At 69.8% G+C, this 15,131-nt stretch carries 14 protein-coding genes, 1 pseudogene and 1 riboswitch; of the genes and pseudogenes, 7 read left to right on the top strand and 8 right to left on the bottom strand.

Annotated features, from left to right (window positions below; genetic code table 11):
• Positions 1-13 precede the first annotated feature (13 nt).
• Complete coding sequence (gene otsB, locus QFZ76_RS24065) at positions 14-856, top strand: trehalose-phosphatase (RefSeq protein WP_307675694.1); 843 nt, start codon at positions 14-16, stop codon at positions 854-856.
• A 24-nt stretch (positions 857-880) separates the two neighbouring features.
• Here the strand turns inward: otsB and QFZ76_RS24060 are convergent.
• Positions 881-2,300, bottom strand: a pseudogene (locus tag QFZ76_RS24060) (trehalose-6-phosphate synthase).
• Positions 2,301-2,391: 91 nt separating this feature from the next.
• The gene (locus tag QFZ76_RS24055; protein WP_266437589.1) at positions 2,392-3,336 is read right to left on the bottom strand and encodes a glucosyl-3-phosphoglycerate synthase; all 945 of its coding nucleotides are present in this window, start codon (positions 3,334-3,336) and stop codon (positions 2,392-2,394) included.
• A gap of 187 nt (positions 3,337-3,523) precedes the next feature.
• Positions 3,524-3,682, top strand: a riboswitch (SAM riboswitch).
• Between the two features lie 18 nt (positions 3,683-3,700).
• Between QFZ76_RS24055 and thrC the strand changes: the two genes are divergently transcribed.
• The 6 genes from thrC (at position 3,701) to QFZ76_RS24025 (ending at position 11,011) form a co-directional block, all read left to right on the top strand.
• Entirely contained in the window at positions 3,701-5,011 is a 1,311-nt protein-coding gene (gene thrC / locus QFZ76_RS24050) for a threonine synthase (protein WP_307675693.1), read from the top strand.
• Positions 5,012-5,121: 110 nt separating this feature from the next.
• On the top strand, positions 5,122-5,397 hold the full coding sequence (locus QFZ76_RS24045) for a MoaD/ThiS family protein (RefSeq protein ID WP_307675692.1): 276 nt from the start codon (positions 5,122-5,124) through the stop codon (positions 5,395-5,397).
• A gap of 431 nt (positions 5,398-5,828) precedes the next feature.
• Positions 5,829-6,035: a cold-shock protein gene (locus tag QFZ76_RS24040; RefSeq protein WP_007493268.1), complete on the top strand. Its 207-nt coding sequence runs from the start codon at positions 5,829-5,831 to the stop codon at positions 6,033-6,035.
• Between the two features lie 320 nt (positions 6,036-6,355).
• The gene (groL, locus tag QFZ76_RS24035; RefSeq protein ID WP_307675691.1) at positions 6,356-7,981 is read left to right on the top strand and encodes a chaperonin GroEL; all 1,626 of its coding nucleotides are present in this window, start codon (positions 6,356-6,358) and stop codon (positions 7,979-7,981) included.
• Positions 7,982-8,190: 209 nt separating this feature from the next.
• Positions 8,191-9,363: an NADH:flavin oxidoreductase gene (locus QFZ76_RS24030; protein WP_373464345.1), complete on the top strand. Its 1,173-nt coding sequence runs from the start codon at positions 8,191-8,193 to the stop codon at positions 9,361-9,363.
• Positions 9,364-9,448: 85 nt separating this feature from the next.
• Positions 9,449-11,011: a carboxylesterase/lipase family protein gene (locus tag QFZ76_RS24025; protein ID WP_307675689.1), complete on the top strand. Its 1,563-nt coding sequence runs from the start codon at positions 9,449-9,451 to the stop codon at positions 11,009-11,011.
• 18 nt (positions 11,012-11,029) lie between these two features.
• On the opposite strand, the gene QFZ76_RS24020 is transcribed toward QFZ76_RS24025, so the two are convergent.
• The 6 genes from QFZ76_RS24020 to QFZ76_RS23995 all read right to left on the bottom strand — a co-directional run bounded on the left by QFZ76_RS24020 (position 11,030) and on the right by QFZ76_RS23995 (position 15,041).
• Entirely contained in the window at positions 11,030-11,599 is a 570-nt protein-coding gene (locus QFZ76_RS24020) for a hypothetical protein (protein WP_307675688.1), read from the bottom strand.
• Positions 11,599-12,279: a Uma2 family endonuclease gene (locus QFZ76_RS24015; RefSeq protein WP_307675687.1), complete on the bottom strand. Its 681-nt coding sequence runs from the start codon at positions 12,277-12,279 to the stop codon at positions 11,599-11,601. The genes QFZ76_RS24020 and QFZ76_RS24015 overlap by 1 nt, the downstream gene beginning before the upstream one ends.
• A gap of 59 nt (positions 12,280-12,338) precedes the next feature.
• On the bottom strand, positions 12,339-13,217 hold the full coding sequence (locus QFZ76_RS24010) for a hypothetical protein (protein WP_307675686.1): 879 nt from the start codon (positions 13,215-13,217) through the stop codon (positions 12,339-12,341).
• A 226-nt stretch (positions 13,218-13,443) separates the two neighbouring features.
• Positions 13,444-13,977: a DinB family protein gene (locus tag QFZ76_RS24005; protein ID WP_307675685.1), complete on the bottom strand. Its 534-nt coding sequence runs from the start codon at positions 13,975-13,977 to the stop codon at positions 13,444-13,446.
• A 25-nt stretch (positions 13,978-14,002) separates the two neighbouring features.
• Positions 14,003-14,218 carry a DUF397 domain-containing protein gene (locus QFZ76_RS24000; protein ID WP_307675684.1) on the bottom strand — a complete coding sequence of 72 codons (216 nt, stop codon included), beginning with the start codon at positions 14,216-14,218 and terminating at the stop codon, positions 14,003-14,005.
• Positions 14,202-15,041: a helix-turn-helix transcriptional regulator gene (locus tag QFZ76_RS23995; protein WP_307675683.1), complete on the bottom strand. Its 840-nt coding sequence runs from the start codon at positions 15,039-15,041 to the stop codon at positions 14,202-14,204. Before QFZ76_RS23995 ends, QFZ76_RS24000 begins: the two co-directional genes overlap by 17 nt.
• Between the last annotated feature and the right edge of the window lie 90 nt (positions 15,042-15,131).

The following is a 15,131-nucleotide window of genomic DNA, read 5'->3' as shown; positions in this document are numbered from 1 at the left end:
GTAAGGTCGACTCATGGACGTCACTGACCCTCTGCCGACACCTGCGACGCCCGCAGGGCGGGACGGGCTCGACACCCTCCTCGCTCAACCGGGGCGCGCGGTCGTCGCCGTCGACTTCGACGGCACCCTCGCCCCGATCGTGGCGGACCCGGACCAGGCCCGGGCACACCCGGACGCCGTCCCCGCGCTGGCCGCGCTCGCTCCGAAGGTCGCCGCCGTCGCCGTGGTCACCGGCCGCCCGGCCGCGGTGGCCGTTCGGAACGGGGGCTTCGCCGGGGTTCCGGGGCTGGAGCACCTCGTCGTCCTCGGGCATTACGGCGCCGAGCGCTGGGACGCCCGTACGGGAACCGTCAGTGCCCCCGCCCCGCACCCCGGTGTCGCCGCCGCCCTCGCCGAGTTGCCGGGCGTGCTCGACGGGGCCGGTGTCGGGCAGGGGGCGTGGGTCGAGGAGAAGGGGCGCGCGGTCGCCGTACACACGCGTAGGGCCGCTGATCCGCAGGCCGCGTTCGAGGTCCTGCGCGACCCCCTCACCGAGCTGGCCACGCGCCACGGCCTGATCGTCGAGCCCGGCCGGCTCGTCCTCGAACTCCGTCCGCCGGGGATGGACAAGGGCGTCGCCCTCCTGGAGTACGTCCGTGAGATCGACGCCACGTCCGTCCTCTACGCCGGCGACGACCTCGGCGACCTCCCCGCCTTCGCCGCCGTCGAGAAACTCCGCACCGAGGGCACCCCCGGCCTGCTGGTCTGCAGCGGCAGCGACGAGGTCACCGAGCTGCGGGAGCGGGCGGACGTGGTCGTCGACGGCCCGGAGGGGGTCGTAGGCCTGCTGCGAGCCCTCGCGACGCGGCTCGGTTGAGATCCCGGGATCAGGACTCCGGGATCAGGCCTTCAGCGCACCCAGCTGCTCCAGGAACCACTGCGCCGGCGGCAGGGCCGTCGCCGCCGCGGTGAGCCGCTTCGTGCGCTCGGCCCGTTCGCCCGCCGGCATGACGAGCGCCGCGTGCAGCGCGCCCGCCGTCGCGACCACGTCGTACGGGTTGACGGCGATCGCGTCCTCGCCCAGTTCCTCGAACGCCCCCGCCTCCCGCGACAGCACCAACACGCACCCCTCGTCGGAGACCACCGGCACCTCCTTCGCGACGAGGTTCATGCCGTCCCGGATCGGGTTGACGAGGGCCACGTCGGCGAGACGGTACGCGGGCCAGGGAGCGGGCGAAGTCGTCTTTCAGGTGCAGCAGGACCGGGGTCCAGCCCGGCGTGCCGTACGCCGCGTTGATCTCGTCCGCCAGCCGTTGCACCTCCGCCATGTACTCCCGGTACACGGCGAGGTCCTGGCGGGACGGGTAGGCGAACGCCACGTGCACCACCCGCTCGCGCCACTCGGGCTGGTCGTCGAGCAGCTGCCGGTAGGCGAGCAGGCCCCGCACGATGTTCTTGGAGAGTTCGGTGCGGTCGACCCGGACGATCGCCCTCCGCGCGGTTCCGTCCGGCGCCTCGCCGATCTCCGCCCGCAGCGACCCGATCCGCTCCTCGACGTCCGCCTCGTGCGCCCGCTTCCGCAGGAAGTCCGCGTCCGCGCCCAGCCCGTGCACGCCGATCTGCGTGTCCCCGAGTCCCCCGACGAACTCCGTGCAGCACGCGGTGAACGCGTCCGCCCAGCGGTGGGTGAGGAAGCCCAGCCGGTCCGCGCCGAGCATGCCGCGCAGGAGCTGGCCGGCGATGTCGTCCGGCAGCATCCGGAAGTACTCCGGCGGCGCCCACGGCGTGTGGGAGAAGTGGCCGATCCGCAGGTCGGGGCGCAGCTCGCGGAGCATGCCCGGGACCAGGGCGAGGTGGTAGTCCTGCACGACGACCGCCGCGCCCTCGGCCGCGTCCTCCGCCAGCGCCTGGGCGAACGCGCGGTTGTACGTCTCGTACGACGCCCACTGCCGCCGGAACTCCGCGTCGAAGACCGGCTCCAGCGGGGTCTGGTACAGCATGTGGTGGACGAACCACAGCACGGAGTTGGCGATGCCGTTGTACGCGTCGGCGTGCACGTCGGCAGGGATGTCGAGCATGCGGACGCCCGGCTCGCCGACGCCGCGCCGTACCGCCTCGCGGTCGCCGTCGCCGAGCGCCGAGCACACCCACAGCGTGCCCGCGTCGGACCCGATGGCGGACAGACCCGAGACCAGCCCGCCGCCACCCCGTTTGGCGTGGAGCGTGCCGCCCGTACCGTCTGGGCGCACTTCGTACGAAACCGGGCCGCGGTTGGACGCGACGAGTACCTCAGCACTCCGAGCAGCCTGCGTTGAAGCCATACGCCACAACCTAGCCCGGCCCGGAAACAATCAAACGTTCGGGCCTGTCCGGGGGCCGTACACGGGCCCCCGGACGCCGGAACACACCCGGTCAGGCGACCTTTCGATGCGCGTACTCCGCGATCTCCACCATCGGCGGCCGCTCCTCCGTGTCCACGGAGTAGGTGCGCGGCTCGAAGCCGTCCTCGCCCCGCTCGAACTGGGTGAGGGAGGGACGGATCAGGTGCCCGCGGGCCAGCCGGAGCTGGGCCGTGCGGTAGATCGCGGCGGACATGCGGCCCAGTGCCTGGCCGTCCTGGTGGCGGTGCTTGCGCACCCCGACGTCGACCTGGGCGAGCGCGTCGAGGCCCACCAGGTGCAGGGCGTCGACCAGCATGCCCAGCTCCACCCCGTAGCCCACCGGGAAGGGGAGCTGTTCGAGGAGCGAGCGGCGGGCCGCGTACTCACCGCCGAGCGGCTGTACGAAACCGGCCAGTTGCGGCCAGTGCATGTTCAGCAGCGGGCGGGCCATCAGTTCGGTGACCCGGCCGCCCTGGCCGGCAGCGCCGCCGAGGGGACGGTCGTACATCCCCTTGACCAGCTGGACCCCGGGTTCGGTGAGCAGCGGCCCCACGATCCCGGAGACGAAGTCGGAGGAGAACTCCTTCAGGTCGGCGTCGATGAAGCAGATGATGTCGCCGTTGGTGGCCAGGAGCGAGCGCCAGAGCACCTCGCCCTTGCCGGGGGCGATCGGTATGCGGGGGAGTATGTCGTCGCGGTGGACGACCCGGGCCCCCGCGGCGGCTGCCACCTCGGAGGTGCGGTCGGTCGATCCCGAGTCGACGACGACGATCTCGTCGACGAGCGGGACCTGTTGCATGAGGTCGTGACGGATCACGGCGACGATGTCACCGACCGTCTCCTCCTCGTTGAGCGCGGGCAGCACGACACTGACCGACTGTCGCGTGGCGCGTTTCGCTGCCAGGATCTTGTGGAGCGGGCGATCGGTCTTCGACCAGGAGCGAGTGCTCAGCCAACGCTCGACCTCATTCAGCACGGTGCGCGGCTCCTCTGCGTTCTCTCGGCGAGCGTGTGATCCATGCCTCTTGGTGGAACATGTGATCCATCTCGCGGTTCGGACGGCTATCTCAACTGTCCTGGCCTTCGGTTACAGTCTTGAACAACGCTGATGACCATCGCATGTCGGGGTCGGCGTTCCGTTTCAACGATCAACAACTACATACCGCTCATCCAGAGGGGCAGAGGGATACGGCCCGATGAAGCCCCGGCAACCCTCCAGCCGGTCTCGTAGCGATCAGTGACGATCGTTTTCGCGAGGCTTACCGGCTAGGGAAGGTGCCAAATCCGTCTCACGGCGAGATGCGTCGTGAGGAAGATGAGGAGAAAGGGCCTCGCCTCACATGGCTGCGCAGACTGTTGCAAGCACCACGGACACCACCGCGAACGTCCCCGCGGACTCCCCCGTCGACCTCGGCCCCGCCGCAGCGCTCAGCTGCCGCGAATGCGGCCACCGCGTGCCCCTCGGCCCGGTCTTCGCGTGCGAGGAGTGTTTCGGCCCGCTCGAGATCGCGTACGACTTCTCCGCCTACGACACGGAGGAGCTCCGCAAGCAGATCGAGGCGGGACCCGCGAACATCTGGCGCTACGCGCCGCTGCTGCCCGTCCCGGCCGACGTGGCGGACAAGCCCAACATCAACCCCGGCTGGACCAAGCTCGTCAAGGCCGACAACCTCGCCCGCGAGCTGGGTGTCGACGCCGGCAAGCTCTTCGTCAAGGACGACTCCGGCAACCCGACGCACTCCTTCAAGGACCGCGTCGTCGCCCAGGCCATCGAGGCCGCCCGCGCCTTCGACTTCACCACCCTCTCCTGCTCCTCCACGGGCAACCTGGCCGGTGCGGTGGGCGCCGCGGCGGCCCGGGCCGGCTTCCGCTCCTGCGTGTTCATCCCGCACGACCTGGAACAGGGCAAGGTCGTCATGGCCGCGATCTACGGCGGCGAGCTCGTCGGCATCGAGGGCAACTACGACGACGTGAACCGCTTCTGCTCCGAACTGATCGGCGACCCGGCCGGCGAGGGCTGGGGCTTCGTCAACGTCAACCTGCGGCCGTACTACGCCGAGGGCTCCAAGACCCTGGCGTACGAGATCTGCGAGCAGCTCGGCTGGCAGCTGCCGGACCAGCTGGTCGTCCCGATCGCCTCCGGCTCCCAGCTCACGAAGATCGACAAGGGCCTGCAGGAGCTGATCAAGCTCGGGCTCGTCGAGGACAAGCCGTACAAGATCTTCGGCGCGCAGGCCGAGGGCTGCTCGCCGGTGTCCGTCGCCTACAAGGCCGGGCACGACGTCGTGCGGCCCCAGAAGCCGAACACCATCGCCAAGTCGCTGGCCATCGGCAACCCGGCGGACGGGCCGTACGTCCTCGACATCGCGCGGCGTACGGGCGGTGCGGTGGAGGACGTCAACGACGAGCAGGTCGTCGACGCGATCAAGCTCCTTGCGCGGACCGAGGGCATCTTCGCGGAGACCGCCGGTGGTGTGACGGTCGGCGTCGCGAAGAAGCTGATCGAGAACGGGCTGCTGGACCCGACGTTGACCACCGTCGTGCTGAACACCGGCGACGGGCTGAAGACGTTGGATGCGGTGGCGGGTACGGGGCTTACTGCGACCATTCGTCCGAACCTGGAGTCGTTCCGCGAGGCGGGGCTCGTCTAGACCGTCTTCAAGCTGCAGGCCGGTGGGGGCTGGTCGCGCCCCGCGGCGGAGCCGCATATCGATACAGTCCCGCGCCCCTAGGCCCGTATCCCTGACCGGAGGTTTCAATCGTGAGCGTTACCGTCCGCATCCCCACCATCCTGCGCACCTACACCGGCGGCAAGGCCGAGGTCGTCGCCGAGGGGGGCACCCTCGCCGAGGTCATCAGTGACCTGGAGAAGAACCACACGGGTATCGCCGCCCGCGTGCTCGACGACCAGGGCAAGCTGCGTCGGTTCGTCAACGTGTACGTGAACGACGACGACGTCCGCTTCGAGCAGGGACTGGAGACCGCGACCCCGGACGGTGCCGGCGTCTCCATCATTCCGGCCGTTGCCGGAGGCTGATCATTACCGTCGGTAACGGCGGTTACTGAGAGTTCAACGAATTGCCCCCTCCGTGAGAGAAGCGGAGGGGGCAATTCAATGTGGTTGAGCGCGGTACAGTTGGGGAACGCGATGCCGACCTGCGGGTCGTAAGCCCTTGAATTCAACCTTGCACCCGACAAGAAGTAGCCAAAGTGTGTGCTTCTTTCGCGGCTTTTGTGCTTTTTGTGGGGCCCGACTTGCCCCGAATTCGGGTGAATTCTCACCACATTCCGGACCGTGCGCGTCCAGAATTCTCGTCCGATTGACCTGTTGCAGACGGCAGTTGGACAGATACATTCGGCCGCGGTCGACGCGTTCCGGCGCACGCCCCCAACCATGTGGGCGGTGAGGTCTGACCCGGATCCGCGAAGTGCGGATCTGTGCAAGGGCCAGTAATAGGGGAGTTAGGCATGGCTCAGGGCACCGTCAAGTGGTTCAACGCGGAGAAGGGGTACGGCTTCATCGCGGTCGACGGTGGTGCGGATGTTTTCGTCCACTACAGCGCGATTCAGATGGACGGCTACCGCACCCTGGAGGAAGGCCAGCGGGTTGATTTCGAGATCTCGCAGGGCCAGAAAGGGCCGCAGGCGGACATGGTCCGACTGGCGACCGGCTGAAGCACGCGCCGACTGACAGCGACGTTCTTCTGTTCTTCGGAGGGCTCGTATCCCATGGGGAGTCATGGGTTACGAGCCCTTCGGCATGTCCGGCGCCGGGTCCGCGCGGAGGTGCCGACCTCCGAGAGGCGCTTGCACTCGGCAGGGGCGAGTGCTAATCATTGGCGTTAGCACTCTGAAGGTGAGAGTGACAACGAGGACCGGGTCGGTGAGGCCCGCAGGCCATGTGGGGCAAGGAACCACGAGGCAGGCAGGCCGTCCGTCGCGGGCGCCAGCGCGGTCCGGAGAAATCCACCCCCTGTCCGGGAGGACCACTTCACATGGCCAAGATCATCGCGTTCGACGAGGAGGCACGGCGCGGTCTCGAGCGCGGGATGAACCAGCTCGCCGACGCCGTCAAGGTCACCCTTGGCCCCAAGGGCCGCAACGTCGTCCTCGAGAAGAAGTGGGGCGCGCCCACGATCACCAACGATGGTGTTTCCATCGCCAAGGAGATCGAGCTCGAGGACCCGTACGAGAAGATCGGCGCCGAGCTGGTCAAGGAAGTCGCCAAGAAGACGGACGACGTCGCAGGCGACGGAACGACCACGGCGACCGTGCTCGCCCAGGCGCTCGTGCGCGAGGGTCTGCGCAACGTAGCCGCCGGCGCCAACCCCATGGCCCTCAAGCGCGGTATCGAGAAGGCCGTCGAGGCCGTCTCCGGTGCCCTGCTCGAGCAGGCCAAGGATGTCGAGACCAAGGAGCAGATCGCCTCCACGGCCTCCATCTCCGCCGCCGACACCCAGATCGGCGAGCTCATCGCCGAGGCGATGGACAAGGTCGGCAAGGAAGGCGTCATCACCGTCGAGGAGTCCCAGACCTTCGGTCTTGAGCTTGAGCTCACCGAGGGTATGCGCTTCGACAAGGGCTACATCTCGGCGTACTTCGCCACCGACATGGAGCGGATGGAGGCGTCGCTCGACGACCCCTACATCCTCATCGCCAACTCCAAGATCGGCGCCGTCAAGGACCTGCTCCCGCTCCTCGAGAAGGTCATGCAGTCGGGCAAGCCGCTGCTGATCATCGCCGAGGACGTCGAGGGCGAGGCCCTGTCGACCCTGGTCGTCAACAAGATCCGTGGCACCTTCAAGTCCGTCGCCGTCAAGGCTCCGGGCTTCGGTGACCGCCGCAAGGCGATGCTGAACGACATCGCCATCCTCACCGGCGGCGAGGTCATCTCCGAGGAGGTCGGCCTCAAGCTGGAGAACACCTCGATCGACCTTCTGGGCCGTGCCCGCAAGGTCGTCATCACCAAGGACGAGACCACCATCGTCGACGGTGCCGGCTCCTCCGAGCAGGTTCAGGGCCGGGTCAACCAGATCCGCGCCGAGATCGAGAACAGCGACTCCGACTACGACCGCGAGAAGCTCCAGGAGCGCCTGGCGAAGCTCGCGGGCGGCGTGGCCGTCATCAAGGCCGGTGCCGCGACCGAGGTCGAGCTCAAGGAGCGCAAGCACCGCATCGAGGACGCCGTTCGCAACGCGAAGGCGGCCGTCGAGGAGGGCATCGTCGCCGGTGGTGGCGTGGCCCTGCTCCAGGCCTCCTCGGTCTTCGAGAAGCTGGACCTCGAGGGTGACGAGGCGACCGGCGCCAACGCCGTGAAGCTCGCCCTGGAGGCCCCGCTCAAGCAGATCGCCGTCAACGGTGGTCTCGAGGGTGGCGTCATCGTCGAGAAGGTGCGCAACCTTCCCGTCGGCCACGGCCTGAACGCCGCGACCGGTGAGTACGTCGACATGATCGCCGAAGGCATCATCGACCCGGCGAAGGTGACGCGCTCTGCCCTGCAGAACGCCGCCTCCATCGCCGCGCTGTTCCTCACCACCGAGGCCGTCATCGCCGACAAGCCGGAGAAGGCGGGCGCTGCCCCGGCCGGCGGCGGCATGCCGGGCGGTGACATGGACTTCTGATCCTTCCGGGGATCACGAGTTCATCGCAGCACATCGCTGTACGACGCCGAGGGCGGCACTCCCTGGAAGCAGGGGGTGCCGCCCTCCGGCGTGTCCGGGGTCACAGAGGTTGTCGGCGGGGCGGCGGAATGCCGGGTGGGGCGGTCGGGGTTGGGCAGGGAGGACGGTGAATGCGTATGCACATACCGTCCGGAATGTCCCCGTGTTCCATGACCGCTCGACGTCCCCGACCCCTCCGAGGAGCCCTCACTGTGACCGCCACCACCGCCGAGTCCACCTCCCGCGCGGCCCGTATCCTCTCCCGGCCGACTGCGATCAACGGCCTCACCGTCCCGAACCGCATCGCGATGGCGCCCATGACCCGCGCGTTCTCCCCGGGCGGCATCCCGGGCGCGGACGTGGCGTCGTACTACGCGCGCCGCGCCGCCGCGGGCGTCGGCCTGATCGTCACCGAGGGCACCTACGTCGGCCACGAGTCGGCGGGGCAGAGCGACAGCATCCCGCGCTTCCACGGCGAGGAGCAGCTCGCGGGCTGGGCGAAGGTCGCCGCCGACGTGCACGCGGCGGGCGGCACCATCGTGCCGCAGCTGTGGCACATCGGCATGGTGCGCGAGCAGGGCCAGCCGCCCTACGCCGACGCCCCCGCCGTCGGCCCCTCCGGGCTGCGCCTCGGCGCCGACGAGCCCACCGGCAAGGCGATGACCCAGCGGGACCTGGACGACGTCATCGGCGCGTTCGCCGAGGCCGCCGCGGCCGCCGAGCGCATCGGCTTCGACGGCGTGGAGCTCCACGGCGCCCACGGCTACCTCGTCGACCAGTTCCTGTGGGCGGGCACCAACCGCCGTACCGACGCCTACGGCGGCGACCCGGTGGCCCGCGCCAGGTTCGCCGAGGAGCTCGTGGCGGCGGTCCGCGAGACCGTCTCGCCCGACTTCCCGGTCATCTTCCGCTACTCCCAGTGGAAGCAGGAGGCCTACCGCGCCCGCCTCGCCGAGACCCCCGAGGAGCTGGAGTCGATCCTCGCCCCGCTCGCCGCGGCCGGCGTCGACGCCTTCCACGCCTCCACCCGCCGCTACTGGCTCCCCGAGTTCGACGGCTCGGACCTCAACCTGGCCGGCTGGACCAAGAAGCTCACCGGCAAGCCCGTCATCACCGTCGGCTCGGTCGGCCTCGACGGCGACTTCATCAAGGGCTTCCAGGGCGAGGGCGCCCCGGTCAAGGGCATCGACGACCTGCTCGACCGCCTGGAGGCCGAGGAGTTCGACCTGATCGCCGTGGGCCGCGCCCTGCTCCAGGACCCGGAGTGGGCGGCGAAGGTCCTCGCCGACCGCTTCGACGAGCTGAAGCCGTACGACGCGGCGGCGCTGAAGTCCCTGTCCTGACCGGAGGCGCGATCGCTTGCTTGTCCTGAGTCATGGTCAAGAGCAATGATTCAGAAAGGCAACGATCGCGAGGAGCGCGCCGACGATGACGACGACCGAGCCCCGAGACCCCACGACCGACTCCGCCCCGCCTGTGGTCCGTACCGAAGGCGGGGCGGTGCGCGGGCGCCGGGAGGACGGGCTGACCGTCTTCCGCGGCATCCCGTTCGCCGCCCCGCCGGTCGGAGAGGCACGCTTCCAGGCGCCCCGCCCGGCCCCGGCGTGGGAGGGCATACGCGACGCGTACGCCTTCGGCCCGCCGCCCCCGCAGGAGGCGGCGTTCCTCGGCCGGGGCGGCGCGGGCCTGGACGTACCCCTGGGCTACGACTGGCTGACGGTCAACGTCTGGACGCCCGACCCGGACCCGGCCGCCCACCGCCCGGTCATGGTGTGGATCTACGGCGGCGCCTACAAGCTCGGCCACGCCGGCAGCCCCGGCTACGACGCCCGGCACATCGCGCACGACGGTGACGTCGTGGTCGTCTCCCTGAACTACCGCGTCGGCATCGAGGGCTTCGCCCACATCGAGGGCGCCCCCGCCAACCGCGGCCTGCTCGACCAGGTCGCCGCACTTCACTGGGTACGGGACAACATCACGGCGTTCGGCGGCGACCCCGGCCAGGTGACCGTCTTCGGCGAGTCGGCCGGCGCCGGATCGGTGGCGGCGTTGCTGGCCATGCCGAGCGCGTCCGGCCTGTTCCGGCGGGCCATCGCCCAGAGCGTGCCCGGCACGTACTTCTCCGACGCCCTGGCCCGTGACATCGCGACCGCGATCGCGGGGGAGGCGGGACTGCGGCCCACGGTCGCGGAGCTGTCGAGCGTGGATCCGCGCACACTCCCCGCCGCGGGCGAGGCGTTGGGCGGGAAGATGATGCAGTACCTGGACAGGTGGGGCCGGGCCGCCCCGACGCTCACCCCTTTCTCACCCGTGGTCGACGGCGAGGTCCTGCCGGTCACGCCCTGGCAGGCGTTGGCGGCCGGGGCGGGCCGGGACGTGGAGCTGGTCGTCGGCCACAACCGGGACGAGTTCCGGCTGTTCCTGGCGATGGGCGGGCAACTGGGGAACATCACGGAGGAGCAGGCGCGGTGGGCACTGCGGCTGTTCGCGCCGGGGGAGGCGGGTGAGGCGGGTGAGGACGGTTACCGTGCGGCCTTCCCCGACGCCTCGCCGGGTGAACTGTTCGAACGCGTCCAGACCGACTGGCTCTTCGGCATGCCGAGCCACCACCTGGCCGAGGCCCAGCTCGCGGGCGGCGGCCGCGCCCACGTCTACGAGCTGACCTGGACGGCGCCGGGCGGCGGAGGCGCGCTGGGCGCCTGTCACGCGCTGGACATCCCGCTGCTCTTCGGTACGTTCGCCGCCGACATCGGCATCATGCTGTTCCCCGGCGGAGAGGTCCCGCCGGAGGGGCGGGCGCTGTCGTCCCGCTTCCGGGAGTCCTGGACGGCGTTCGCGAGGACGGGCGACCCGGGCTGGCCGGCGTACGACACGCAGCGGCGGCTGGTGCAGGTCATGGATGCTGAGCCGCAGGTCAGGGCGTATCCGGAGGAGGCGTCGAGGCGGCTGTGGGAGGGGTACGAGTTCGCGCCGATGCCGCTGCTGGGCTGACCTCGGAGCCGGGGGCTTCTACAGGTTCCCGAGCGGCTCGATGTCGACGCGGACCGGGGTGCCCCACACCCGCAGGACCTCGTAGTCGGTGAACTCGTGCACGAGCCGGTAGGCCATGGCGGCCCTCGGCCCGCGCCGCTGGGCGGCGAGATACAGCTCGGCCTCGTGCCGGTCCCGGCGCGGGGTCCCGCACAACTGCCACGCCTGTCCGTTCCAGAGCTCCGGCAGCCACCGCTGCTGGGGCTGCGGCCGGTCCTCGCGCACGCCGTAGCGGGAGGGGGTGGGGTCGGTGGGGTGCGGTTGCGCGGAGGGCCCGTTGTACTCCGAGCGGCGGGCCGCGCGGCGCCGGGTCTCGCAGAGCAGGCAGAGATCGTGGGCGTTCTCGTCGACGGGCCCGTTCGGGTGCTCGGGGCATCGCGTGGAGGGCGCGGCCCCGGTGACGCTGTCCTGCAGCAGATCCAGGGCACGCTTGAGATCGGCCTTGACCTCGTGGAGCCGGGTATCCGGGGTGTCCCCGGTGAGGGCCTCGCCGTGCTCCCCGAGGAGACGGAGGGCGCGGCCCAGGGCGGTGAGCTGGGCGTGGTTCATCAGTCGGCGTAGTCCTTGAGCTTTTCGGTGTGCAGGGTGATCCCTACGGGGTGGGGGATCGCCACGGTAGCTCCCCAGGGGTAGGACGAGGACAACTGGTACCGGCCGTCCTTGGGCTCGCTGAAGACCGTGAGGGTGTTGTTGTCGCGGTCGATGAGGAGGTAGACGGGGATGTCGGCCTCCGCGTAGCCGACGGGCTTGTCGATTCGGTCGCGCTGGTCGGTGTCCTTGTCGTGTGAGGTGATCTCGACGGCCATGAGGGCGCCGTCGGTTTCGGACCACTCGCCGTCGCCCTTGAAGTGGTCCACCGGTGCCAGGAAGCCGTCCGTCCGGGCGCGGCCCTTGCGGTACGCCTCCGCCTTGACACCACGCTCGGGCGCGAGGTCCAGGTCGGGGCGATGCTGCATGCACTGGCGCAGCAGCCACATGAAGATCGAAGTGTGGTTGCCGTCCGGCATGGCCTTGACTACTACCTTTCCGTTGATGTACTCCAGCCGCACGGTTTCGGGGGCCACCGCGGCAAGCTCCTCGAATTCGTCGACATCGAGCGGGCCGTGCCGGACGCACAGCCTCCCGCCGAGGAACTCCAAGCGGTTCCGCAGCTCCCTTGGAGCCCGGCGGACGAGTTCTTCGAAGTCCTCGACGGACATCTGCGGGCGCTCAGCGGTGTCAGGGGTCATGGCGTTGCCTCCTTCCTCACATCGTGCCCTGGAATGGTCATGTCGGACCGTAGGAGCAGTCACACGAGTGTCCTTTCACGTCGTTGGGACATTGCGGCACGGATGCCTGCCGCGTGAGCGTGGATGGCGGGGGCGGGCAGGGGCGCGTTGAGGTGATCCGGGGCGCGCTCGCCCCGGCATGTGCCGCACATGCCGCCCGGCAGGGCCTCGGCGCGGCCCGGGGCGCGGCACTTCGCGCACTCCAGGATGCGGAGGGGTGGGCGGGGTGCGGGCTCTGGCTCAGGCTCCGGCGGGAGCTTGGTGGTCAGGCGCTTGTGGAGGAAGGCGGCCGGGCTGTGGACCGGGACGGGGAGGCCGGAGGTCAGGGCGTGGCGTACGACTGTGTCGGTGGCGCCGCGGGCGTACCACTCGGTGACCAGGGGAGCGAGGGCCGCGCAGTCGGCGGCGGAGAGGGAGAGCGCGGGGGTTTCGCGACCGAGGGCCGCGAGGAGGATGTAGGCGCGGGAGCGGGTCGGCGGGGACGGCCGGGATTCTTCCGGCGCGTCACCTCGTGCGAAGGCCGCCCACCAGTCGTCGTCGCGCGCGGTACGGGACCACCACGATCGGGTGATCCAGCGGGAGCCGGAGGACTCGATGGTCAGATGTTCGCGCCCCCGTCGCAAGTGGCCTGCCTGCTGGAGGCGGTTGAGGGCGGTGCGGAGGGCGCACTGTCCGTACGGCAGCACCTTGGCCAGCGTCTTTACGGAGATGTCGGCGCCGTCGGGGAGACGGTCGATGAACGCGGCGATGGCGGCTTCGCGGGGCGGGAGGTGGGCGAAGTCGGCCGCGGTGCGGGGGCGTTGGTCGGGTGCGGAGCGTTTTCCGTAACCCGGACTGGCCATCGGGTGGGAGAGGGCGTGCGCGGGCAGGAAGGCAGCACTAAGCTGGGCGTCAGCCATGGGGATCGAACTGTTCCTTCGATCTCGTAGGTCAAGCCCCCGCAGGTGTTGCTAGCACCTGGCGGGGGCTGTTCTGTCTCGTTATCCGGGCACGCTAGACGATCGTGACTCTGCGTGGCAAGCCGAACGCGTCAAGTCAACACGCGGGGTGGGAGGGCGGGTTGGGGCCCGCCACCCATTCCTCAGAAAGAGGGCTCGGAGCTGGAGGCTTGAGCTTCGGGGCCGGTCAGCCCATGCTCTTCGCGCCGTCCAGGGACTCGCGGATGATGTCGGCGTGGCCCGCGTGCTGGGCGGTCTCGGCGGCGATGTGCAGCAGCACCCTGCGGGCCGACCACCGAGCCCCGGGCTCGTTCCATGGAGCCTCGGGCAGCGGGTGCGTGGAGTTCAGGTCGGGCAGGGTCGTGACCAACTCGTCGGTCCGGCGGGCCGTCTCGTCGTAGTCGGCCAGCACACCGGCCAGCGTCTCGCCGGGCAGCATCCGGAAGTCGTCGGCCCGCCGGGCGAAGTCGGCCTCGGTCATGGCGGTGAAGTCGGGCATGGCGGACGGGCCGTTGAGGATGAAGTCCGCCCAGTGCCGCTCCACCGATGTGACGTGTTTGATCAGGCCGCCCAGGCACAGCGCGCTGGCGGTGGTCCGCCGCCCGGCCTGCTCGTCGGTGAGGTCGCGCGTCGTGAAGCGCAGGAAGCGCCGGCTGTGGGCCAGCGCTTCCAGCAGGTCGGTGCGCTCGTCGGTGGTGATGGCGTGTGTGGTGTCGGTCATGGGGTCACGCTAGGAGTCGTAGAGGTCAGATCCTGACCTCTACGACCGCCTCGACGAATGCCGACCAGGTCTGCGCCCGGAACGCGAGCTTCGGGCCGTGGGGGTTCTTGGAGTCGCGGACGGGGATGAGGGCGGGGAGGTGGTCGTGGGTCACTTCCAGGCAGTTGTCACCGCTGCCACCGCTGTAGCTGGACTTGTGCCAGGTCGTTGCGTCCAGGTCGTACTCAGGGATGCTCCTCATGGGCGTAATCCTGCGCCATCGCCTCGATCAAGGCCAGGGACTTCCCCGGCGAGAGGGCCGAGGCCGTGAGGAGGTCGTAATAGTGCCGGTAGCGCGACACGGTGGCGGGGTCGTCCTCCAGTCGTCCGGTGCCGACACCTTCGAGGTAGACCAGTGCAGGCGCGTCGTCGCAGTCCATCAGCTTGACGCACCCCTGCATCACCGGGTGTGCCCCCGCGTCGAACGGAAGCACCTGGACGATGGCCCGGTTCCGGCGCATCAGGCCGGAGATGTGGTGCAGCACCTCTGCCATCACGGCGCGCTCCCCCGTCACTCGACGCAAGGCGGCTTCGTCAATCACCGCCCACAACAACGGCCTTGTTGGATCGTCGAGGATGCGGGCCCGCTCCATCCGGGCCACGACCAGTTCCTCGATGGCCTCCTCCGGTGCTGTCGGCTGGTATGCGCGGCACACGGCCCGTGCGTAGGCGGGAGTCTGGAGCAGGCCGGGGATCAGCATCGACGCGTACTCCCTGATCGCCGTAGCCCCCTCCTCTGCCTCCGCCGCCTCGGCAAAGTGCTCCGGATACTTCGACTTGGCCGACGCCCCGCAGTTCCTGGCGAAGAAGTCCTCCGTCCCCAGCACCTCGTCCAGCATCCGCGCGTACTCGGGTTGCATCCGCCGCGTACCCGCCTCCAACTGCCCGATGAACGAGCCGCTGCTGAAGAGGCGTAGGCCGAGGTCCTCCTGGCTCAGGCCGGCTTTCTCTCTCGCGTGGCGGAGTTCGGCGCCGAGCAGGGCGCGAGGTGAGGAGGAGGGGTCGAGGTCCTTCGGTCCTGGCATGTCTGGCGACTCCCTGTCCCACAGCAGAGGTTGTTGGAGCATCCGGTATGGCCAGGTTAGAAGCGTGGCGGCCACGTTGTGTTGCGAACC

This window comes from Streptomyces sp. V4I2, from assembly GCF_030817655.1.
Classification (GTDB): domain Bacteria; phylum Actinomycetota; class Actinomycetes; order Streptomycetales; family Streptomycetaceae; genus Streptomyces; species Streptomyces plumbiresistens.
Note: the sequence above shows the minus strand (reverse complement) of the source record. Positions and strands in the feature narration are given on the sequence as shown.

Excerpts from the sequence above, each read along its gene's own strand:
- otsB (WP_307675694.1), top strand. The coding sequence starts at position 14 with ATGGACGTCACTGACCCTCTGCCGACACCTGCGACGCCCGCAGGGCGG.
- thrC (WP_307675693.1), top strand. The coding sequence starts at position 3,701 with ATGGCTGCGCAGACTGTTGCAAGCACCACGGACACCACCGCGAACGTC.
- QFZ76_RS24040 (WP_007493268.1), top strand. The coding sequence starts at position 5,829 with ATGGCTCAGGGCACCGTCAAGTGGTTCAACGCGGAGAAGGGGTACGGC.
- groL (WP_307675691.1), top strand. The coding sequence starts at position 6,356 with ATGGCCAAGATCATCGCGTTCGACGAGGAGGCACGGCGCGGTCTCGAG.
- QFZ76_RS24030 (WP_373464345.1), top strand. The coding sequence starts at position 8,191 with ATGACCGCTCGACGTCCCCGACCCCTCCGAGGAGCCCTCACTGTGACC.
- QFZ76_RS24025 (WP_307675689.1), top strand. The coding sequence starts at position 9,449 with ATGACGACGACCGAGCCCCGAGACCCCACGACCGACTCCGCCCCGCCT.
- QFZ76_RS24020 (WP_307675688.1), bottom strand. The coding sequence starts at position 11,599 with ATGAACCACGCCCAGCTCACCGCCCTGGGCCGCGCCCTCCGTCTCCTC.
- QFZ76_RS24015 (WP_307675687.1), bottom strand. The coding sequence starts at position 12,279 with ATGACCCCTGACACCGCTGAGCGCCCGCAGATGTCCGTCGAGGACTTC.
- QFZ76_RS24010 (WP_307675686.1), bottom strand. The coding sequence starts at position 13,217 with ATGGCTGACGCCCAGCTTAGTGCTGCCTTCCTGCCCGCGCACGCCCTC.
- QFZ76_RS24005 (WP_307675685.1), bottom strand. The coding sequence starts at position 13,977 with ATGACCGACACCACACACGCCATCACCACCGACGAGCGCACCGACCTG.
- QFZ76_RS24000 (WP_307675684.1), bottom strand. The coding sequence starts at position 14,218 with ATGAGGAGCATCCCTGAGTACGACCTGGACGCAACGACCTGGCACAAG.
- QFZ76_RS23995 (WP_307675683.1), bottom strand. The coding sequence starts at position 15,041 with ATGCCAGGACCGAAGGACCTCGACCCCTCCTCCTCACCTCGCGCCCTG.